The 22232-nt window shown below is 48.2% G+C and carries 14 protein-coding genes and 1 tRNA gene; 12 read left to right on the top strand and 3 right to left on the bottom strand.

The window, feature by feature from the left end; all coding sequences use genetic code 11:
• Positions 1-23: 23 nt before the first annotated feature.
• Positions 24-1289 carry an inorganic phosphate transporter gene (locus MK185_02955; GenBank protein MCH2039578.1) on the bottom strand — a complete coding sequence of 422 codons (1266 nt, stop codon included), beginning with the start codon at positions 1287-1289 and terminating at the stop codon, positions 24-26.
• Positions 1290-1590: 301 nt separating this feature from the next.
• Here MK185_02955 and rlmF point away from each other — a divergent pair, with 301 nt between their 5' ends.
• The 11 genes from rlmF (at position 1591) to MK185_02900 (ending at position 12338) form a co-directional block, all read left to right on the top strand.
• Positions 1591-2709, top strand: coding sequence for a 23S rRNA (adenine(1618)-N(6))-methyltransferase RlmF (gene rlmF / locus MK185_02950; GenBank protein ID MCH2039577.1), 1119 nt, complete (start codon positions 1591-1593; stop codon positions 2707-2709).
• A gap of 236 nt (positions 2710-2945) precedes the next feature.
• Positions 2946-4190, top strand: coding sequence for a molybdopterin molybdotransferase MoeA (moeA, locus tag MK185_02945; GenBank protein ID MCH2039576.1), 1245 nt, complete (start codon positions 2946-2948; stop codon positions 4188-4190).
• A 212-nt stretch (positions 4191-4402) separates the two neighbouring features.
• Positions 4403-5116, top strand: coding sequence for an MFS transporter (locus tag MK185_02940; GenBank protein MCH2039575.1), 714 nt, complete (start codon positions 4403-4405; stop codon positions 5114-5116).
• Between the two features lie 1003 nt (positions 5117-6119).
• Positions 6120-6407 (top strand): hypothetical protein, encoded by a 288-nt coding sequence (locus tag MK185_02935; protein ID MCH2039574.1) that lies wholly within the window; start codon positions 6120-6122, stop codon positions 6405-6407.
• 80 nt (positions 6408-6487) lie between these two features.
• Positions 6488-6793 carry a hypothetical protein gene (locus MK185_02930; protein ID MCH2039573.1) on the top strand — a complete coding sequence of 102 codons (306 nt, stop codon included), beginning with the start codon at positions 6488-6490 and terminating at the stop codon, positions 6791-6793.
• A 318-nt stretch (positions 6794-7111) separates the two neighbouring features.
• Positions 7112-7336, top strand: a complete 225-nt coding sequence (locus tag MK185_02925) for a hypothetical protein (protein ID MCH2039572.1) — start codon at positions 7112-7114, stop codon at positions 7334-7336.
• 87 nt (positions 7337-7423) lie between these two features.
• Positions 7424-8449, top strand: a complete 1026-nt coding sequence (locus MK185_02920) for a hypothetical protein (protein ID MCH2039571.1) — start codon at positions 7424-7426, stop codon at positions 8447-8449.
• On the top strand, positions 8449-8790 hold the full coding sequence (locus MK185_02915) for a minor coat protein (protein ID MCH2039570.1): 342 nt from the start codon (positions 8449-8451) through the stop codon (positions 8788-8790). The genes MK185_02920 and MK185_02915 overlap by 1 nt, the downstream gene beginning before the upstream one ends.
• A 15-nt stretch (positions 8791-8805) precedes the next feature.
• A complete protein-coding gene (locus MK185_02910) occupies positions 8806-9948 on the top strand; it encodes an assembly protein (GenBank protein ID MCH2039569.1) in 1143 nt (380 codons plus the stop codon).
• A 189-nt stretch (positions 9949-10137) separates the two neighbouring features.
• On the top strand, positions 10138-11445 hold the full coding sequence (locus tag MK185_02905) for a hypothetical protein (GenBank protein ID MCH2039568.1): 1308 nt from the start codon (positions 10138-10140) through the stop codon (positions 11443-11445).
• Positions 11445-12338, top strand: coding sequence for a tyrosine-type recombinase/integrase (locus MK185_02900; GenBank protein ID MCH2039567.1), 894 nt, complete (start codon positions 11445-11447; stop codon positions 12336-12338). Before MK185_02905 ends, MK185_02900 begins: the two co-directional genes overlap by 1 nt.
• A 101-nt stretch (positions 12339-12439) precedes the next feature.
• Here MK185_02900 and MK185_02895 read toward each other — a convergent pair.
• Positions 12440-12516 (bottom strand) — tRNA-Met (locus tag MK185_02895).
• Positions 12517-12719: 203 nt separating this feature from the next.
• Positions 12720-15092: a hypothetical protein gene (locus MK185_02890; GenBank protein ID MCH2039566.1), complete on the bottom strand. Its 2373-nt coding sequence runs from the start codon at positions 15090-15092 to the stop codon at positions 12720-12722.
• Positions 15093-15448: 356 nt separating this feature from the next.
• Between MK185_02890 and MK185_02885 the strand changes: the two genes are divergently transcribed.
• The gene (locus MK185_02885; protein MCH2039565.1) at positions 15449-22168 is read left to right on the top strand and encodes a hypothetical protein; all 6720 of its coding nucleotides are present in this window, start codon (positions 15449-15451) and stop codon (positions 22166-22168) included.
• Positions 22169-22232 lie beyond the last annotated feature (64 nt).

Genomic DNA, 22232 nt, shown 5'->3' with positions numbered 1-22232 from the left:
AGTGGCTGTTGTATGAGGGCAGATCAGCCCCAAATAGCTCTGAAGATATAGAAAAAGGTGACTGCTAATGCGGCACCGGCAGGCAGAGTAACAATCCAGGAAACAAAAATAGATCCGACTTTGCGGATGTTCAGCGAGCCTGCACCCATAGCCAGACCAACGCCCAGAATAGCACCAACCAAAACGTGAGTGGTGGAGATCGGCAGGCCGGTGCCCGATGCAACCACCACTGTGGTTGCGGCAGCCAATGTGGCGGCAAAACCACGGCTTGGAGTTAACTCAGTAATTCCACTGCCAACGGTTGCAATTACGCGGTGGCCGAAAGTAATCAAGCCAGCGACAATCCCCAGCGCACCTACTAGCAAGATCCAGATTGGCAACGCAGATTTTGCGGCAATCTCGCCGCCGTTTTCAATTACACTGACTACGGCTGCAACCGGACCAATAGCATTGGCCACGTCATTTGAACCGTGTGCAAATGCCATTGCACAGGCGGTAAAGATCATCAACACCGAAAATACTTTTTCAACGTTGGCGAAGTGAGCTTTTTCAGACAGTTCCGGGTCCGCGTGAATGCGGCTTACAAAGAATGTTCCAATGGCCATGATGACGCCACCGGATATCGCCGCCATCCATAAGGCGTCCTGGTAAGAGATATTCAGGCCTAAGTGTTTCAGGCCTTTGGTCAGCGTAACCATCGAAATAACGAAGCCCACCAACAAAATATAAAACGGTACCAGGCGCTTAGACTGCGCAAATGGATCATGACTGTCGTGAATCCAATGCTGAACCGTTTTGTAAAGAATAAACGCAATACTGCCTGCAACTGCCGGGGAGACAATCCAGCTGGCTGCAATACTGCCCACTTTTCCCCAGTTAACGGCTTCCATGGAAATTCCCACGGCGGCGAAACCCACAATAGCACCCACAATGGAATGAGTTGTCGATACTGGCCAACCACGATAAGACGCGATCAGCAGCCAGGTACCTGCAGCCAACAACGCAGACAACATACCAAACACCAACAAGTCAGGCGTTCCGGCAATATAAGACGGGTCGATAATCCCCTTACGAATAGTCGCCGTTACTTCACCACCGGCAAAAAAGGCACCGGCGAACTCGAAAATAATCGCGATCAGTACTGCTTGTTTAATCGTGATGGCTTTAGAACCTACCGAGGTTCCCATTGCATTGGCTACATCATTAGCGCCAATGCCCCAAGCCATAAATGCACCAAAGATGCAGGCCAGGATAATAAACAACGACCCCTGGTCGGCGATAAGTTCCATGATGAACTCCTGAATATTCGCAAGTAAAAAGCGGCGCGAATTTTACCCCAGCCAATGTATCCTTCCTAGGTAAATCGGTATGAAAAACACCTTCAATTGATGCTTTTTTGTAATCAGTATCACCAATTGACCTGACCAGTTGGTCAGCGCCATAAAAATTGCTGAAAGTAAATAGCGGTGAAGGTCATCATCCGGCTAAAACTGCTTAGTAATTGAGCCATTGTACGTTTCCGTGTTGCGGCGATCCTGTGCAGTAAATGTGGTAAAGTTCGCGCCAGAATTCAGTGCGGAAATGTAAACGATGAGTCACTCAGATAACTCGCGGCCGTTGGCGAACAAACGCTTATCCCGAAGCGGTGATGCCGGGCCAAAGAAACCCAGCATAAAAGTCCGCGCTGCAAAACCGGGAGGAGCAGAACGCCGTTCGGGTAATAAGTCTGCTTCTTACACGGGTAGCAAACCGCGTAAGCCGTTGACCATGCATCCACGTAACCCACATCAGGGTCGTTACGATATGGATGCTCTGATACAGACGCTGCCACAATTGGAACAGTATCTGACGAGCAACCCGCGTGGTGAGCAAACCATCGATTTTGCCGATAGCCAGGCAGTGATTTGCCTGAACCAGGCATTGTTGAAGCACCACTACGGTATCGAAGGCTGGGATATCCCGGCCGGGTATTTATGTCCGCCGATTCCCGGGCGTGCCGATTACATTCATTACGCGGCTGACTTGTTGAATAAATATCAGCTGAATCAGCAACCGGTGCGGGTTTTGGATATCGGCACCGGTGCCAATCTTATTTACTCTTTGCTGGGTGCCAGTCAGTATCAATGGGATATGCTGGCCAGCGATACAGATGAAACGGCCATCCGTTCAGCCCAGAAGATTCTGACTGCCAACCCATCGCTGGCACATAAGATCGAAGTGCGTCAGCAAGCCGATGAACGATCCGTCTTCCGTAATCTGATCCGACCGGGTGAGCGCTTTGCGCTATCGGTATGTAACCCGCCATTTTATGCCTCGAAAGAAGAGGCCGAGGCCGAAAACCTGCGTAAGCAGCGTAATCTGTCGCGCCATCAGCAAAAACGCCAGCTACCTCAGGCCACTGAGCAAACCGCTTCAGTTAGTACAGACCCATGGGGCAAAGCGAAGGTAAATGCTGAAAAACAGCGCAACTTTGGTGGTCAGAATAATGAGCTATGGTGCGAGGGTGGCGAGCTGGCTTTTCTGAAACGTATGGCGCGTGAGAGTCAGCAATACGAGCAGCAGGTCACTTGGTTTACGTCGTTGGTTTCTAAGCAAGAAAATGTGCCTCTGGTGCTCGAATATCTGAAAGCTCAAGGGGTGAAAAAAACCGAAGTGGTTAAGATGGCCCAGGGCCAAAAAATCAGTCGGTTTATCGCATGGTGTTTCTGACTCGGGCAAGACTAGCGTTAGCCTCAGCAAAACAGCTGCCTCAAATCTGAATCATCGGTAGCTGAATATCCGTGACGGAACAGTTAGAGTACATGGCGACATCTGCTGAAAAAATAAATCTGTGTACTTACGCTTAAGGTCTGGTGTGAGCGCAAAACAACAATCAGATGATCAGCAACCGCAGTACCTGAAGAAACAGAGTACTTAACTTAGCAACGCATGAAATGAGTACGGGTATGAATGACTGCTTTAGCGCTCCCGGCCTGACACCATTGGATCAGGCTCTTGAAGAGTTGTTGGCTGGACTTAAACCGATCACCGAGACCGAACTGATCGGTATTGATGAGGCACTGGGCAGAGTGATTGCTGAACCGGTGAGCAGTACCCTGAACATTCCGCCAGCTGATAATTCTGCCATGGACGGGTATGCCATTCGTGGCTGCGACGGCGCAAGGGGCGCAACGCTTACTCGGGTTGGAAAATCCTTCGCAGGGCACCCGTTCAGCGGACAAATGGGCGCGGGCGAGTGTGTCCGTATTATGACCGGTGCCGAAATTCCTACAGGCGCGGACGCCGTTATTATGCAGGAACAGGTAACGGTTAATGAGACCAACAATGCCTTGGTGACCCTGCAACGCGAGGTTCGCAGTGGCAGTCATGTGCGCCATGCGGGTGAGGACATTGCTGTTGGTCAGACGGTATTCGAGCCGGGACGTAGGCTGCGTGCAGCCGATATTGGATTACTGTCCAGTCTTGGCCTGGCAAAAGTGCGGGTGGTTCGCCGCATACGGGTTGCTGTGTTGTCAACCGGTGATGAGTTGAAAAAACCGGGTGAGACACTGGCAGCGGGTCAATTTTATGAGAGTAACGGTTACACCATTTCTGCTGTTTTACACAAGCTGAACGCCGAGATCACTAACTTCGGTATTTTGCCCGATGACCTGGAAACGTTGCGATCTGCATTTCGACAGGCGAATGAAGTTGCTGACGTGGTAATTACGTCCGGCGGTGTGTCGGTGGGCGAGGCCGACTATGTAAAAGACGTACTGGACGAGCTGGGTGAAATTGCCTTCTGGAAGTTGGCGATTAAACCGGGCAAACCTTTTGCCTTTGGCTTTTTACCCGACAGCGTATTTATCGGACTACCGGGAAACCCGGTATCCGCACTAGTAACGCTGCATCAGCTGGCGGTACCCATGCTGAATAAAATCAGCGGTCAGAAAAGTCATGCTCCATTGCGTCTTGCTGCCACAGCCGGTTGTGCGATTAACAAATCGCCGGGGCGTACGGATTTTCAGCGGGGTATCTACAGCACAGACCAACAAGGCAATGTGACGGTGGTTACCACCGGAAGCCAGGGGTCGGGTATGCTGACGTCTATGAACCTGGCAAATTGTTACATCATTCTTGAGCAGCAGCGGGGCAGTGTGGAGGTTGGTGAGCGTGTAATCGTCGAACCGTTTGATCACATTGTGAGCTGATTGTCTTTTGTTCAATAGAACTCGCCAGAAAGCCATTGCGACCTGCATCGCAATGGCTTTTTTGATGAGAGTGCTTAAATCGACAATAAGGATCGTCAGTGAATGGCAATGCGTCTGACAGTTATAGGCTAACCGGTGGTTCTGTCTCGGGCTAAGCACCGCTATACTGGCCCCGAGATCAACCAGCACATAGAAGTCACGCGGATAGTTTTATGACCGAACAAGGTAAAGCGGCTGAGAAACACAGTAAGCCGAATCACAATTTCCTCACCAACCTGGCGTTTAATATCGTTATTCCCACCCTGATTCTGACCAAGGCCAGTGGTGATGACATGCTTGGGCCAACCCTGGGAGTGATCTGTGCGCTGATTTTCCCTCTGGCGTTTGGCATTTGGGATTTGCGCGGTTCGGGCAAGGTAAACGTGTTCTCTATTCTGGGTGTAGTCAGCGTGTTGCTGACCGGTGGAATCAGTCTGCTGAAATTACCGCCGGAATACATCGCTATTAAAGAAGCCCTGATTCCCGGCCTGATTGGTATCGGCGTACTACTGACGTTAAACACCAAATACTCGCTGATTCGACTGATTATTCTTAATGAAGAAATTCTCGATGTGGCGCGTCTGAAGCAGCTGGTGGCAGAGCGCGGCCAGCAGGCGATGTTCGACCGCAGCTTAAACGTGGCCAATAAAATTGTCGCCGCTTCGTTCTTCTTGTCTTCGGCACTGAACTACGGCTTAGCTCGCTACATTGTGACCAGTCCGGCCGGAACGCCGGAATACAACGAGCAGCTCGGTACCATGACGGCGCTGAGCTATCCGGTGATTGTACTGCCCAGTATGGTACTGCTGGGTGCTGCGATCTGGTATTTGTTTAAGCACATTAAAGCGGCAACAGGTCAGGGTCTGGAAGACTTTATGTACCAATGATTCCGCTGAGGGTTATTGTATGTGCTTGCGGCTGCGGGGCGGAGAACACACTCACACCGCAGTCGATCGCTTGACGTTCTGACCTGAGAGTAACCATGCAATACCTCTAACGCCTGATTAGCTTCCGACCTTCAGCAATTGGCTCATGTCGGTTTGGCAAAGAAGGGGAATGTGTACGATGTTCTGGAGAGCTTAGCGCTTCGTTGGACCTGCGCTTTTAGGGTATCTAAGACTGTTTCAGAAAAACCTAATCCAAAAACAAAAAAAGCTAGCAAGTACTAACCTGCTAGCCTTCGGAATAAGTGGTAGCTATGGGCAGACTTGAACTGCCGACCCCAGCATTATGAAACCTGTTTTTCTAAACCATTAATTCGTTTACTAATCAATTGTTTATTTTTGAACTATTAGTTTCCTTTTCTGCTTTCAGTTCTTCGTTATATTTATTTTTATGGTGTCACTCGGTTTTGATTGGTGTCTTACCAATTTTTGCTTTGTGTACCTTCAGTCTGAGTGGTCTCTAGAGCTTCCATCTTTCTGCCACTCTTCTCGCAACCAACAAACCAGCCCTATTATCCGGAAGCTCGTTTTGCTCTCTTGGTCATAGGGCTGATGTGTCCTGCTTCTGGTATCTCAATCCCCGTACTAAGCCATACTGCATAGTCAGGATATAGCGTTTGTATCGCTTCCAATTCTGACGTCCTCATGACTTTTCTTTGTTTTATCGAATGCCAACGTTTTGCCTCTATACCTGTCTGTTTTTCTAGCCATGGCATTCTAATGTCTTCGTATTTAATAATTAGTAAAAATCTATCTACAATCGGATTCATATTGATAAAAACAATGGCTACATAATGCGAATTTACTTGCGCATAATGTGCATGCCTCCTATTATTCATTTGTACCTGCTGCAACAGGTACGGTTTTCTCTAAATTCAACCAGAAAGCCTATCACATAACCCCCATAGCGGGGGTCATGTCGATAAATGGGCTGGGAGTTTACGAAATGGCCAATAGTGCTAATTCATCATGTCCTAAATTTTGTCTTTCTTTTCAATCTGAATTGCTTCCGGTTGATGGCACTGTTACCGGCCCAGAATATAAAGCGTCATTCCTTAATGAGAATGTCGATCTCCCCGAACTGATGCTCCGTTATCTGATTTACCTTGTCACTTCAGATGAATCTCACGACAAAGTTAGAAATTTTGCTTTGCAGTCTCGTAGCGAACTCAACTCGCGCGGTATCGAGCGCTTACGGCTTGCTGCCTGCCAGTTGGCCAATATAGACCATTAGGATCAATTTTATTGTTATCGCTATTAATCCCGTGTGGCGGTAATAACTAATAACGGGACTCAAAAAAAAAGGTGATTAATATGTCTACTTCTACTCAAGTATTGACTGTTCTCGGCGGTAAAAAGGTAGCTGTTGATGGTGTTGTTTATTCTTCTCTTACTGTTGGCTTTATGGCTGATGATGAAGATAACGCAAATGAAATGTACGGTTTTCAATCTGCAAAAATGAGTTGCGAACCGCAGGTTATTGACGCCCTTCCAGACGGCGGCTCATATCCGATGCAGCTTACTGTCGAGGTTAAGAACAAGATTAAATCTGGAGCGATGACCACTCACGTTTTGTCTATCGTTACTGAAAAAACCGTTGCTTCAAAGCCTTCTAAATAATAATGCAGGTACAGAACGCACTGAGTGACAAAACTTGTTTTGTTATGAAGGGGGTTCAACCAAGCGTAGCGCGGTAGTGTTTTTATGTTCAGCAGTTAATACGAGGTTTTTATATGGAAACGATCCAACCAGATATGGCTGCTGAATATTTGTATTATTTCTCGTTTTTTGTTGCAGCAGTAATGGGATTTAACAGGGCATACGCATCATGACTGAACAGGAAGTTATTTATTACTTTAGTCAGTTATTCGGTGCTTATGTAATTGGGTGGTCTTCCGGCTTCCTCATTTACTTCATTCGCAAATTAGGCAATTACATATGAAAAACAAACTTATCAAGATGAAAAGAACGGGTTATATCGCTTTGGGTTTTGCTGCTTCTGGTGCTGCTTCTGCTGACCTTCCGGCTGCTGCTTCTGCCGCAATTGGCAATATCTCGACGGGTGTGACCGATGCCGAAACCGCTGTTTGGCCTGTCATTGGTGCTGCTCTTGTAGCTAGCATCATCATTAAATTGGTCAAGCGTTTCGCCAACAAGGTTTAATTTTAAAACCTTTAAGGGGGCGAACCTGCTATCGCTCCCTTCTTTTTGTTCCTTCTTTTTTATTCACCCTCTGGTCAGATATGTTTTATGAAACTTTTTATATTGGCTTTCTTTCTGGTTTCCGGGGTGTCTCTATTTTCTCCTAGTGCGTTTGCTTCATCTTGTCCCGGTGGTCAGTCCTTTGACACTCTCCAGAAAAATACTTTTGGTCGCCGCAACTGGACTAAATCCGATTTACAACACCCATACGCCCGCACTACATGTCATATTGGTCAGTACTCTTATTCCGCTACCATATCTTTTGAAGGCAATTTTTATTACGTTAATTGTGCTGCCCAGTGTCTCGGCATAGGAGAAGAACCAAAGGAACCAAAATGCCCTCAGCATCATAACTACATTGAGGACGCTTCCGGGCGGTGTATTAATGATGATGAAAACCAATGCCCAATTGGTCATTCTTATGACGACATAGAAGGGCGTTGTTCTCCCGGTGTCGATTGTGCTGGAGAAGGCAAATATTCTTGGGCTGGCGGTTGCGAAACATGCCCGCCCGGTACCGCTTGCTATGTAGAACCTGAACCCGATATCCCTGATCCTGATCCTGATAATGATAATGGCTCTCTTGATTTGGATTTGTCGCCAGTTAATGATCGTCTTGACAATATTATTTCAAATCAAGAATCAGACTCTAATTTACTAGGCGATATAAATGACGCTATTGCGCAATTGTCTGGCGATTTATCAGATATTGAATCTGGTATTAATGGCTTAACGGAAAACGCAGAAGACGCAGATAATTTTGGTCAGGCTGTTACCAATAGGCTCGACGGTGATTCTGCTGTTCAAGGTGCCTATAACGCGCAGCAAGAGTTATTAGATCAACCTTCGCCTTTTAGTGAGGACATGATGGATTCTGCAGCTGATACCGTTACTAAATTATTGCCTTCTCATTCGGCCTGTTCTGCTCTGACTATGGATTTTGCAATCATGTCTATGGCTATTCCTTGCGAGCGCTTTAATCAATTGAAACGTGTTTTTTCGTGGTTGCTTGCCATCTGGACAGTTATGTCTTTGATCGATCTTTTAATCCGACCTGTAGAGGCTAAAGCGTAATGGCGTTCCCTGTAGTTATGACCGGCATGAGCTGGCTAGCTGGTGTTATCGGTATTATTTTTACGTCTGTATTTAGCTACTTTGCTAAATTCGTTACAAAGAAATTCGCCGTTGTCGCTGCTGCTATCGTTTTAATTTCTGCCAGCACCATTACTTTTATCTCTCTGATTACCGGGCTTGCAAGTGGTCTGGCTGTTGTCTCGCCGCCTTGGTTATCTACCGCCGCCTCCTTGGTCGTTCCCGATAATACCGCCGCTTGTATTTCCGTCATTATGACCGGGCGCATTGCTCGCTGGGCGTATGAATGGAATGTACGCGTTATCCAGTACAAGCTTTTTTAACGTTGGGTTTTTGCTATGGCTTTCTACTTTGTGACGGGAAAATTAGGTAACGGCAAAAGCCTCGTTTCTGTTTCCCGGATTAAACAAAAGATTGAACAGGGCTGTCGGATCGCCACAAATATTGATCTTGATCTTGTTTCTATGTTCGGTCCCACGGCTCGCAATATTGATGTTATCCGTGTCCCTGATAAGCCAACATTGTCTGACCTTGAGGTCATTGGTAAAGGCACTGAGTCTTACAATGAGGAAAAACATGGCCTCTTGGTTCTTGATGAATGCGGTAGCTGGTTTAACTCCCGTAACTGGCAGGCCAAAGGGCGCGCCGAAGTAAACGATTGGTTTCGTCATGCACGGAAACTAGGCTGGGATTGCATTCTGATTGTTCAGGACATCAGTTTAATTGATAACCAAGCGCGTGAGGCGCTTTCGGAGCATGTCGCATTCTGTAAGCGAATGGATAATTTTCAAGTCCCGTTGATCGGCGGTTTATATAAGGCAATAACTGGTTCGCGCCTCAAACTACCAAGAATGCACGTTGCCAGGGTTGTTTATGGTGCTTCACCTACTGACCCGCTTTCTGACCGCTGGGTGTACCGCGGAACCGATCTTTATAACGCCTACGATACAAAACAAATTTTTCGTGAAGATTACCCGCATGGCCCTCACTCATTGCTGACACCTTGGCACTTAACCCGGCACTACCGGGCAAAACGTAACTTGGATTTTTATATGAGAATCACAAAGATTTATTTCAAAAAGCTGAAGTCACCATTGGCGATTTTCTGCGGCATTATTTTTGGTGTTCTGTCTTCTTACGCCATGACACTTTATGCGAATGATCGGTTTTATAGGGATTACGAACGTTTGCAGCATGAGATCAAAAACAGGCCGGCTCCTATGTCTTCCCCCGTGGACTCTGATTTTGAAAACGAACACCTTGCCCAGTTTGAAGGCTGGAGAATAGTTGGCTTTTCTGATTATTCCGGTTCTATCTATTACGACTTAGAACCACCAATGAAAGACAACAAGATTGGCCCCGATGAAAGGATGCCTACCGTGTCCACTAGTGAATTAATGACTTTTAATATTCAGCCAATGACACCTTGTCACCTTCGCATTCATTACCAGTCCATGTTTAAAGACGTTTATTGCTTCTAGGTATGGCTTTGCACCTTTTCACTAACAACGCGCCTCTGGCGCAAACAGGCGAGCTGCTGACGAGCCGCGATAACACGCAGTGATTAGCGCGGCGAGGCGGTATCGAAGCCTTCTGCACTAAGTGCTTGTAACACTTAATTTAAAAGGGGACTTATCTCCTCTACACCCCGCAAAAAATGGAATTTCTCTATGAGATATAAAAATCAAAAGATGGTTCGTAAAGGTCAGACATTTGAGAATGAAAAATGTACCGTTTCTTATGATCTCTCTGACGTTCGTTTTTTACACATTGGTGTTGATACCATCAGGCAGTTATACAACTGCACACCAAAGGAAGACGTTTTAGAGACTCTCGCTAATCACTTTGATAGTAAAAATACTGATATTGTTAATATTGGCGGTATTAACTGGCGTTTTTCTCGTGCTGGCAGTCAGTCCGGGTATCAATATGTTCTAAAAAACTTAGAGCTTGGCTTTGTTGTTCTATTCAAGAGTTTTTTCAAAGAAGCTGACCAAACCGGCCCTCACTTAAAAATCGAAGTATCACCAGAGGCTATCGGCTATTACGGCCTAGAAGGTCTGACAAACAAGCTCCACGAGGTCGGAAATCACTTTGCTGATACCCTGATCGCGTCCGGTGTTGCTGTTCACTTGGCTGTTGATGCAAAGGGTTTCGAATTACCTGATGATTTCGAACAAAAAATGGTTACTCGCTCTAAGCGTCAAATGAAGGTATCCGGCATCTCTAACGCGCATTTCTCGGCCGCTGGCGCTGCTTTCGTATATGGCCAGAACCAAACCTATATGTTTGGCCAGTCCAGTGGCTTACAGCTCTGTGTGTACGATAAAACCGAAGAAATCGAAGCCACCGGTAAAAAAGACTACTGGCAAGGCACTTGGCGCTGTACTCCCTCTGTTGAAAATCCGCGCGAATCTGAATACAAAGAAGGGGATCAAGTACGCCGGATTGAATTCCGTTTTTCTCACACCATCATCAAAGAATTCGAAAACGGCAATCTTCTTAAAACCGGCCAGTATGTTTGTATACGCGAACCACGCGACCTGAAAAAGCACTTACGCGGCCTCTGGCTCTATGCCCTGAATAATTTTCGTCTTCAGCACTCAACCACTTATATACACCCAATCTGGCAGCTTCTAATGGAAGACATTCATTGGTATGACTTAAATGAAGACTTCAACTACTCAAGAGCGCAGAAAGTTACCCAGGACGATACCAGTAAACGTAATGTCGCCATGTACATGGGTAATTATTTAAAGTTAGCAGCCCGCAAGGGCCTAACCGTAAAACACGCCGTAAACCACATTCTAAAAAGTAGTGGTTTGGACTCAGACTTAGCCCAGTATTTTGGTCTTCTCTTGTATGGTAATTCCTCTGAACTGGAATCGCTTGTCACTGAATTTGTGGAAGATCGACTGTTAACGCATCGGCTTAACGGCGTTGGCAGCATACAAAGCAATACGGCGGTTCCTTTTTAATGATTGACCCAGCTATAACCCGGCTTAGCCAGTTGGTTGACATCTGGTATAACGCTCATGGTAAAACGCTTAAAGATCACAAGTATCGCTACGATCGCTTGATAGCCACTTGTTATAGGATGAATAATCCACTCGTATCTGATTTTGATGCCTCCGTATTTTCAGAATACAGGGCTTTTCGTATTACTCAGGTTAAGGCTGTCACCGTAAATCATGAAATGCGTTATCTTCGCGCTGTGTTCAATGAACTCGACCGACTTGGTTTTTATGACGGTGGTAACCCGTTGTCCAAAATCCGTCAATTTCGTGAAACTGAACGCCAACTAGGTTTTTTAACTACTGATCAAATTCCGTTTTTGCTTTCAGCTTGTTCAGAATCACGTAACAGGCACTTAACCACCGTTGTCAAAATTTGCCTTTCTACAGGAGCCCGCTTTGGCGAGGCTGAATACTTGCTAAGGTCAGGTTTGCTTAATACCGACCAGCCCGCCTTACGTTTTACTGACACCAAGAACGGAAAATCTCGGTCTGTTCCTATCTCCAGCCAGCTTCACTTAGAGATATTATCGGTCGCCAGGTCTGCTCAGAATATTAGGTTATTCAATGACTGCCGGTCTGCTTTCCGTTCTGCTGTTAAGCGTTCCCGTATTCAGCTCCCCGAAGGTCAGGCGACCCACATACTGAGGCATACCTTTGCGAGTCACTTCATGATGAACGGCGGCAATATACTCACGTTAAAGGAGTTACTCGGTCATTCTGATATAAAAATCACAATGCGATATGCCCATTTATCCCCTGAGTATATGAATCAGGCTTTAGACCTAAACCCTTTGGTCGGTATCAGTCAGTCAAGTTCAAATGTTGTCGGTATATTTGAAAGCTTAAAGCTTTGAGAAAGTCAGTGTTTATGCGGCCTGTGGGCCATGTTCTTTAAAAACCTAACCCAAAAACGAAAAAAGCTAGCAAGTACTAACCTGCTAGCCTTCGGAATAAGTGGTAGCTATGGGCAGACTTGAACTGCCGACCCCAGCATTATGAATGCTGTGCTCTAACCAGCTGAGCTACATAGCCACATCACATTGAGCGGGGTGTTGAACACCTTGCCATCTCAAGTGGCGCGTATTATGCCACGATCTTTTATCTCGTCAACACTTTTTTCACTAAGTTTTTCAAAGAGTTATAGACAGCTCCTTGTACTACCGGAAAGCCCGTGTGGCAGAGATAAAAAAGGCCGTATCTTCAATCAGATACGGCCTTGGGCATTGGCGTGGAGACTAGTTGCTGACCTGAATCTGGAACGATTTTTTCAGAGTGATGGTTTCACCACGGTAGTCGCCCGTCAAAGTCGCATCCAGAATTACCGGCAGAGCGTTCGATGTTACGCTGACGTTACCTGTGGTCGGGTTTACTGCCGACTCGCTGGTACTGGTCCAGCTGATTGTAACAGAGCCAAGGTCTTTGCCGATTTCTGCGCCGCTTTGTGGCAGGAACATGTCTTTGTTCACTTTCTGACGATTGGCGTTCACGCCCAGAATACGTGCCAGGCTAAGCTCATTTTTTGCCTGAACCAGTGGGTTACCAAAGCGGTTTCCGAAATTAAAGGTTTGTAATACCTCGCCCGTGTTATCCAGAATCAACGCCTGGTCATTTTGTAGCAGCAGTTGCTGTGCTTGCGCTACCGGGCCGAAGGTTTCCAATAGCTCAACGGTGCCACTCAGTTGATATAGCCACAATTTATTGTCTGTGGTCAGCGCTGCCAGATGTTCGCGATCCGGCGATACTGAGATATGGGCAATCGGGGCTGTTAGTTCCATGCTCTGGCTAACAGTTGGACTGTTGGTTTTGCTGCTGTCAATGATGTGCAGTTTGTTGGCGCTAATACCAGTACCGCCTTCAATCGCCGCAATTTGTTGGTGCTTATTGAAGAAGAAAGCCTGCTTCACCTGAGTCAGTTCGGTTTGGCCTTCTGCTGGTGCGGATAGCCAGCCTGCTTGCGTCATTGTGGCGGTATTTACCAGGCTGAGACCGCGGTTCTCGTTGGTGCTGACCAAAACTAGACTGCCGTCAGCGCTGAGGCTGATGTGGTTTATATCCACCGAATCGGCAAATGGGGCATAGGCGTTGCCTATTTGCTCCAGATTTTCCATGTTCAGGCGGAAAAGACGCTTATCGGTTGCTGCCATCAGCACTTGTTCGTTAGCCGAAATCGCCAGGTGGGCGAAGGCGTCATTAAGACAGCTGGCATCCGTACCCGGTGCTGGACTGGTCGGTGTTGGTACGGTTGGTGTTGTGGGCGGCGGTACGTAGCCCGTAGCACCCGCAAATGCATCGAAACGGCGTTCATCGAGCGTACTGCCATTCACTGAGGCGTCATCCGGGGTGATGTCAGCGGGCAGTTGTTTTGCAACAGGGATCTGGCTGGTAGCCAATAGCGCAGTAATACTGGAGCTGCTCAATGTGTTTGCAGTGTTGCTGTGCAGTTGAACTTTATGCAAACCATCATTACCCGTTGCGCCGCTATCGCAGGCTTGATTACGTGTTTCATTGAACGTCAGGAAGCTGCTGTTTACCAGGTAAACCGATTGTGTGTTGTAAGCTGGTTTTACCAGGGTGATGTTATCAAATTGTCGCGTGGTTACCGGTACGGTGACCGGCGGTGTGGTTGGCTGGCCGCCACCGCCAACGTTGGAAGCACCAGAGCCGCCATCGTAGTCGTCGTCGTCGTCATCGTCATCGTTGTCATCGTCATCATCTAATGCTGATAACGGTTGGTTCAGTTGTTTCAGCAGAGCGTCGCTGATGGTTTTTTGTCCCGGTACGGATGGTGCGTTGTCAGTCGCGTTTTGGCTGCTGATCGCACTGGCATTGGCGGCCGTTAACTGGTCGTTGCTCCATACTGTCAGCTCATTTTTAGTCGCGGCGACAATGATGTCTTGCTGTTCTGCAATACCGACGGTTTCAAAGCGGCTCAGGGTATCGTTAAGAATACCAACGCTGACATTTGCAGCCGGACATTGCACTGCTGCCTGATCGCGTTGAATGCTGACGTCGAACGATTGGTTTATCACCATGGCATCAACCACAGCGGCGACAATGCAGTACGGATTCAGGTCGGTAATGTTGGATAAAGCACGATCAATACTGGCCTGAATTTGCTGCCCATGAGTGCTTGGTCCCTGTTGAAACAGGTAGCGAGAGAAATCCAGTTCCGGAAACTTACTGTTCAGGTAGGTCGTTGCCTGAGTTAATCGTTCTTCCTGTTCGCTATCGGACAGCGCCGGAATATTCGGGTTAAACAACAATTCACTGGCGATCAGGGTGGTGAATGGCGAGACAATTTGTGCACCATCGGGTGCCGTCATAAAACCACTGCGATTGACCGCAGAGCTGGCAGTAATCGTGCTGCCCGGGGTTAAAAACGGACCGTTCTTTCCCTCTTGTGCCAGGGATGCATGAGAGTGAATTTCGAAGGCTTCACAGCTGGCGTTGAGGTTCCAGTCGGAACATCGGTTGACACTTGTTGGAGTGGCAGAGGAGCTACCGCCACCACCACCGCAACCACTGAGAATGGCCACCGATATCGCCGATGCTAACAGCGCCGAGCGTCGCATCTGAGCAGGTGCGTGGGAGGAGTTTTTAGACGTCATGATTACTTCTTTTTTAATGTGTCTGATGAGTCATGCATATTGCGCTTAACCACCTGACCGGTTTGTACAAGAATTCAGATTACCTGTTCATCTAAAAAGACCTTTTTTTGCAGGTATTTTTAGATTGAATAACTGATCAATCGTAAAAGTTGACCGCTATGTTAATTTGAATTAACTATCAATTGCAAACGTTTGTCATTTAGATTACGATCCGCGCCCGGATCTCATTCACAACTGTTGCTTAGCATATTAAGTGCGGACACGCAGGTATATGTAGCGCGAAAAAAACGCCTTCAGAACATTGCCAGAACAACAATCAGCGCGGCCTGACTTGTCCGGAAAATTGGAAGTACATCATGAAGAATCACGCGTTCCTGCCGCGCAAGATCGCTCTCGCGATTGGCGTGGCCAGCTTAGTTGCTTGTAGTGGTGACCAGGGCTCCAGCGGTGCCTCGCCTGACGTTGATAACGGCGGTCCAACCCAGCCAACTCCGGTCAATCAGACGGCCGTCCGCGGCCAGGTTATCGACGGTTACCTGAGCAATGCATTTGTTTGTATCGATAATAACGACAACTTCGTTTGTGACGCTGCCGGTGAATATCGCGCAACCACTGATGCGCAGGGTCGTTTTGAGTTGACGGTACCAGCCGGTCAGGCGGTGGATAAATTACTGGCGCAAATCGTGCCGGGTCAGACCGTTGATATGGATAACCCGGATCAGGCAATAACCCGACAGAGTGTTTTATTGCCGGTTAACGTTAAAGGCGGTGATGACAACAGTAACTTAGTGACGCCATTCACTACTGTAATTGGTGCGCTGGCGAAAGACAGTGGCGAACCCGTTGAAGTAATTGCCGCTCAGCTGGCCGAGAAGTGGGCGCTGCAAGACGATTTCTACGCAGTTGATTATGTGGCCGCCAACAGCAATAACAAAGATGCCCCGGTTCGTGCCGCTGCTCGCGAGATTCAGCAAAAATGGGAAGAAGTGATTGTTAAGCAGGCAAGCGATAATGCGGGTGCCTCCTGGAGTCAGATTCTGACCAGCAGTGCCGCTGCACTTGCCTCCGATGATGTACAGCAGGACCTGGATAATGACGTTCAGGTAGTTGTTCGCCCAGCCGCCGCGGTGTTAACCATTGACGACGCCGCTGATACGCTGGATTGGGCGTTTGTTGCGGGTTTTGAACAGCCGCAACATTATGAATTCTCGGTTAATAGTGGGGCCAGCTTCCAGGTTGTGACTGTCAAACCGGTTGTCCTGGAGAATCTGGCTTATGCTACCGGACAAGTTCAGTTACGTGTTCGCGCGGATGTGACCAATAACAACCCAGTGGGTGTGGCAGCGAAAAACGCATCGCCGCTGACACGCATCGTTGATGACATTGCTGCACCGAAGAATCTCTTAGTTAACGATGCCCAAGATACTCTCGACTGGGATAACGTTAGCGGTTACAGCAACCTCAGCGATTATGAATATCGTATCACCTCTGGTTCCCAGCAGCGCGACTGGCAAGCCGTCAATGTTAAGCCGTTAGTGATCGGCGATTTTGACGTGGCGGTAAACGCCATTGAAATTCGTGTGAAGGCCGTTGCGTCAAAGAACCTGGCAGGTCAGGTTGCACGCAACCCTCTGGCCTTTAACGCGGTTGTACGTAACATCGCTGCACCAGCCAACCTGGTGGTGGATGATGTTGCTAATACGCTGGACTGGCAATTTGTAACTGGTTTCTCCAGTGCCGGAGATTATGAGTACCACACGGGCAATGGCCAATGGCAAACCGTGAATGCCAAGCCATTGCAGGTGGGGGATGTTGCAATTGCTGCCGGAGCGTTGCAGCTGCGTGTTAAAGCCAATGCCGGTCAGGTAGCGGGTGCCAGTGCCAGTAGCGGTGCCGCATTTAATACCGTTATCCGCAACATCGCAGCGCCAGTAAGCGTCTCCGATGATTCAGCTGATACCTTTGCCTGGCAGCTGGTGAGTGGCTACGGCCAGATCAGTGATTATGAAATCAGCATTAATTCTGCGGCCTGGCGCACTGCGACGGCCACCGATCGTTCTATTGCTATCGGCAATGAAAAGCGTGATGCGGGTTACGTGCGTGTTCGTGTTAAAGCGGTTGCTGGTGTACGTGAAGTCGGTGCGACAGCTTCAAGTTCTGCCTTTACTAAGGCAGCGACAGCGGCTCCGGCACCAACCAATCCTGTGGTTGATGACGTTACTAATACCTTCGACTGGACCTTTGCCAACGGCTTCACCAAGGCTGCTGATTACCAATATCGCATTGGTAATGGCGCGTGGATGACAGCTACAGCCAAACCTGTTCAGGTGGGTGATGTGGCCATTGCTGCAGGTGGTGTTGAATTACGTGTGGCTGCCGTTGCCGGTGAGTGGCTGGCCAGTCCGGTCATTACCAATGCCGATGCTTTTACGATTGTTGTCACCGATATTGCTGCTCCTCAGGTGAGTGGCGATGACACTGCCAATACCTTCAGCTGGAGCTTTGTTGCTGGTTACGACAACGTGTCTGACTATGAAATCCGCATTAACGATGGCAGCTGGACTGTGGCCACCGACGCACAGCGCACCATTGCTATTGGCGATGTAGACCGCGATGGCGGTTATATCGAAGTGCGTGTTAAAGCCGTTGCGGGTCTTCGTAATGCCGGTGCCATCGCTAAAAGCCCGGCCTTTAAGAAAACTCTGGTTGTTGCCCCTGCACCAACCAATCTGGTTGTAAACGACGCGGTGAATACCCTGAATTGGACCTTCGTCAGTGATTACACCAAGGTATCAGATTACCAATACCGTATTAATTCGGGTCGCTGGCAGCCAGTGACGACCAAGCCGATTCAGGTGGGTGACGTTGCTATTGCCGTGGGTGATATGGAGCTGCGTATTGCGCCGATTGCCAGCGAACGTCTGGCAGGCCAGATTGCGAAAAATACTGAAGCCTTTGCGGAAGTGATTCGCGGTATCGCTGCGCCTGTGCCAACGTCTGATGACGATGCTGACAGCTTCAGCTGGTCGCTGGTGAACGGTTATAACGACATCAGCGATTACGAAATCAAAATCGATAGCGCAGATTGGCGAGCAGCCATTGCGGCAGATCGCAATATTGCGATGGGTGATGTTGCCCGTGCCGCCGGTTATATCCAGGTTCGTGTGGCTGCTGTTAATGGAATTCGCGAAGCGGGTGCGATTGCTCAGAGTGCTGAGTTCAAAAAAGCACTGGTATCAGCGGCCGCGCCAACCGGATTGGTCACTAATGATGTTACTGACACTCTGGACTGGAATTATGTTGCTGGATTCACCGACACGTCCGATTATGAATATCGTATTACCTCGGGCAGTCAGCAAAGTGACTGGCAAACCATTGGCGCCAAGCCGCTGGTGGTGGGTGACTTTGATATCGATGCGAATGCCATTGAAATCCGGGTAGCTGCTGTTGCTGACGTTCGTCTGGCTGGTCAGGTTGCGCGCAGCCCGCAAGGGTTTAACGCCGTTATCCGTAATATCGCTGCACCAACCAATCTGCAGGTCAACGACGTTGCCAATACGCTGGACTGGACCAACGTAGCAGGTTACACCAATATTGCTGACTACGAATTCCACACCGGTGACGGTAACTGGCAGGTTACCTCTGCTAAACCGATTGAAGTGGGTGATGTTGGCATTGCCGCTGGTGCTCTGCAGTTGCGTGTCAAAGCGGCGACGGGACGTGAAGCAGGTGCAACTGCTAGCAACCCAACCGCATTCGCGAAGGTGATCAAAAATATCGCAGCTCCGGTTGCGACCTCCGATGATGATGCCGATACCTTTAGCTGGAGCTTTGTTTCCGGTTACGAAAATATCAGCACTTACGAAATTAAAATTGGCAGCGCCGACTGGCGTGTTGCTACTGACAGCGATACATCCGTTAATGTCGGTGATGAAAATCGCACTGCGGGCTATGTTCAGGTTCGTGTTGCTGCCGTAACCGGAATTAATGACGCCGGAGCAAGCGCTGTTAGTGCGGAGTTTACGCAGCTGGTTATTGTTGCTGCACCAAACAATCTGGTGGTGGAAGACGATGACGATACGCTGAACTGGAAAAACATTGCTGGTTTCGACAATGCGGCTGATTACCAGTACGCATTGGTTATTGCGGGTGAAACTCAGGCATGGCAAAACGCCACTGCAAAACCAATTCAGCTGTCGGATGATTTTGTCGGCACGGTAAAACTGCGTGTTGCTGGTGAGCAAAATGAAGTGGCTGAATCGATTGCATTTACTAAAACCGAGTTTGTGAAATTAGACGCAGATGGCGAGCGTTTATTGTCTACAGCAACTGATTTTTCCTGTATTAGAGACAGTAGATTTTCAGGCGGTATTTACTGGCAAAAATCCAGTAATCAATACAGTGATACCGTTCCGTACACTAACAGTGACAGTTCGATTAAAACGATAGAAAGTGAAATTACCCGCAGCAATAGCTCTGCCATATGTGGTTTTTCTGATTGGCAGGCAGCCTCCATTGCAGAATTGCAGAAACTGCGGACTTACACGTATATCGAGCCTGGCTATAGCCAAGAAAACCTGCATTGGGGTAATGGTAAATACTTCAGCTTTATGTCCAGCTACGGTTCGGATTACTACTGGAGCCGTGATTTTGCTGTTGAAAACGGTGTGATTGACACAACGAAACGTCGTGTAGCTTCTCGTGGTTACTCACAGTTGTCCACAAGCGATAGGGAGTTGTCGCAGAAGTATTATCAGCTACTGACTCGGGTGCCAGTTATTGGTGCGACTTATATTGCCAAAGTTGCCGCGTCAAAGTTGGAGTTGACCAGTGCTCAGACGACTCTGCCTGGCTGGCAGACTGACGCACGTAACAGCGTCACCACCAGTCAGTCAGAATTTACTGCAGCGGTTAACTCTGCCGATTTAACCCGACTGAAAGGTTTACTGCTGGCACGTATTGAGCAGGCTAATACCCGTCAGGATTCGGTGAATACATTAACTGATAATTTCGATGCAAAACTGACCGAATTTAATGCTGATGTAACACGGCTGAATAACAACCCTGATGGTCAGGTGAGTGATGCTGAATTGCAGCAATTTAATGCGGCACTGGCTGAATTCGAAGCTGCGTTAAGCGCTTATAAAGCGGCGCAAAACAGCGATATTACCGATGCTATTGCGACTTTGGCTGCGATGCAGAGCAAAGTAGCCGGTGTAATAGGCGACACTGAAACGGCGGCGCAGTTAGCTACTGACACGGCCGCTGCAAACGATCAGCTACTTACGGCCAACACTCAGGCAGGTGAAGTAACTGCAGCACAGCAAGCGGTTAGTGATACGCCAAATGATGCAGCACTGGCAGAAACTCTGTATCTGGCAGCGCGTACCGGTCTAGCTGAGATTTTCAAAGCACAACAAACCCTGACTGATTTGCAGCAACGCCGTCAGGCGTTGGTGGATTTAATTATTGAATTAGCCGACGGTGCATTTGGTAGCAACTTGATTGCAGCTTACCAAAATCAATTAGGTGTGCTTGATCAGCAGATTACTAACTTGCAGAACTGGATTAATACCCGTACCCCAGTGACTGACCTGGCAGTTGATGACGCCTTTGCAAATGGCTATACCGTATCGGTTGCGGCGGCGACGATTGTTTCCGGCAGTGTGAGTTTTGCCAAGCTGGATGAGAAAGGTCGTTATATCCCTGCCGATACGACTTATATTCAGGGCTATCGCTGTGTGCAGGATCTGCGTGAAGAGCAGGATAAGGCTTCCGATTCTGCAGTGATCTGGCGTTTGTTAGAAAAAGGCAGTGATGATCTGAAAAATCGTCAGGACTTCACCGACGCTGTTGATTTGCTGGCTGAAGCCAACACCAATAATTGGTGCGGCAAAGATAACTGGAGCCTGCCAACAGTCAAACAGCTGAGTAGCCTGAATACTCTTGATGAAAACAGTTATTACTACGATACCACCATTGATCCAACCGTCTTCGTGAATTACGCAGGCTCAGCGGATAAATACGGTAGCTCCGATGCATTTCAGCGCTATTGGCAGTGGACATCTGTTGCCGGCAATGCGGGTGAACGGCTTGCGTATACCTTTAACACAAACGGTTATTATAAAGCTGAAACTCTGTCGTTGGATATCACTGATACATTGGATTCCGGTTATCTGGTATTTGCTCGCCTCGTGAGCTTCACCGCGCCGCCATCCAAGTTTGAGATGCTGAATGTTGCGGGCGAAGTAACCACGTCAGCGGACGATTGGGTATGTTCGCGTCATGTTGACAATGGACTGATCTGGTTACGCGAAAGCCAAATGCCACAACCGGGTGTTGCACGTACTCTTGCCGTAGCTACAGCAGAAATTGATATGGTTAATATTTGTGGTAGCAGTGATTGGCGTTTACCAAGCGTTGCTGAATTGCAGGCGTTACGCCCGGTTGATGGACGTCATTTTGCAACGATCAATGAGGACGTCAATTACATGACATCGGCAACAGAGAAAGATGTGTACGACCGTCTGATGCCGGTAGTCTTCAGCTTCAAAACGGGCAATTCAGAAACCGGACGTAATTCCGACGGATACATGGGACTGTGGGTGACTAATGCAACTGGATCAGCCAGGGCAGGCTTGGCAAGCGGTTTTGTTGGGCTCGATAACCTGGGTCAGGTAACCCTCACTGGTGTTAACTACTGCATTCGTGAAGAGTCCAGTGGCAATGTCTGGACCACTCACTTAAGTGTGAGTAAAGATGCCAGTAATCACTCCGGAGTTTCAAGCTTTACACGCTACTGTGGTATTTCTGGCAATGATTGGAAATACCCAACTGTTGCGCAGATGAAATCTCTATACAGCGAACCAGCGTTAACCAACCTGCATGGCGATCGGGTGATCGATGGCAGTTATTGGACATCCGATATTAAGGATGATCCAGCATGCACCGGCTGGGGCTGTGACCAGATTGCTACTGTTATCACCCATGAAGGTAATGAGCAACAATTAACTATTGACCGCTACAGTAGTTCTGCTCCAAAAAATCATAACCGTTATATTTACACAACCAACTAATTAGAAACGAACGCAAGGACGCGGCGCATGGCTTTTAGCCATGCGCCTGTTTTTCGTTATAGAA

This window comes from Saccharospirillaceae bacterium (assembly GCA_022448365.1).
Classification (GTDB): Bacteria; Pseudomonadota; Gammaproteobacteria; order Pseudomonadales; family Oceanobacteraceae; genus Bacterioplanoides.
This window is presented reverse-complemented; position numbering and strand designations above follow the sequence as displayed.

Bases quoted from the DNA above. Each gene is read 5' to 3' on its own strand.
- MK185_02955 (MCH2039578.1), bottom strand. From the start codon at position 1,289: ATGGAACTTATCGCCGACCAGGGGTCGTTGTTTATTATCCTGGCCTGC.
- MK185_02930 (MCH2039573.1), top strand. From the start codon at position 6,488: ATGTCTACTTCTACTCAAGTATTGACTGTTCTCGGCGGTAAAAAGGTA.
- MK185_02885 (MCH2039565.1), top strand. From the start codon at position 15,449: ATGAAGAATCACGCGTTCCTGCCGCGCAAGATCGCTCTCGCGATTGGC.
- MK185_02920 (MCH2039571.1), top strand. From the start codon at position 7,424: ATGAAACTTTTTATATTGGCTTTCTTTCTGGTTTCCGGGGTGTCTCTA.
- MK185_02910 (MCH2039569.1), top strand. From the start codon at position 8,806: ATGGCTTTCTACTTTGTGACGGGAAAATTAGGTAACGGCAAAAGCCTC.
- MK185_02900 (MCH2039567.1), top strand. From the start codon at position 11,445: ATGATTGACCCAGCTATAACCCGGCTTAGCCAGTTGGTTGACATCTGG.
- MK185_02925 (MCH2039572.1), top strand. From the start codon at position 7,112: ATGAAAAACAAACTTATCAAGATGAAAAGAACGGGTTATATCGCTTTG.
- moeA (MCH2039576.1), top strand. From the start codon at position 2,946: ATGAATGACTGCTTTAGCGCTCCCGGCCTGACACCATTGGATCAGGCT.
- MK185_02935 (MCH2039574.1), top strand. From the start codon at position 6,120: ATGGCCAATAGTGCTAATTCATCATGTCCTAAATTTTGTCTTTCTTTT.
- MK185_02905 (MCH2039568.1), top strand. From the start codon at position 10,138: ATGAGATATAAAAATCAAAAGATGGTTCGTAAAGGTCAGACATTTGAG.
- MK185_02940 (MCH2039575.1), top strand. From the start codon at position 4,403: ATGACCGAACAAGGTAAAGCGGCTGAGAAACACAGTAAGCCGAATCAC.
- MK185_02915 (MCH2039570.1), top strand. From the start codon at position 8,449: ATGGCGTTCCCTGTAGTTATGACCGGCATGAGCTGGCTAGCTGGTGTT.
- MK185_02890 (MCH2039566.1), bottom strand. From the start codon at position 15,092: ATGACGTCTAAAAACTCCTCCCACGCACCTGCTCAGATGCGACGCTCG.
- rlmF (MCH2039577.1), top strand. From the start codon at position 1,591: ATGAGTCACTCAGATAACTCGCGGCCGTTGGCGAACAAACGCTTATCC.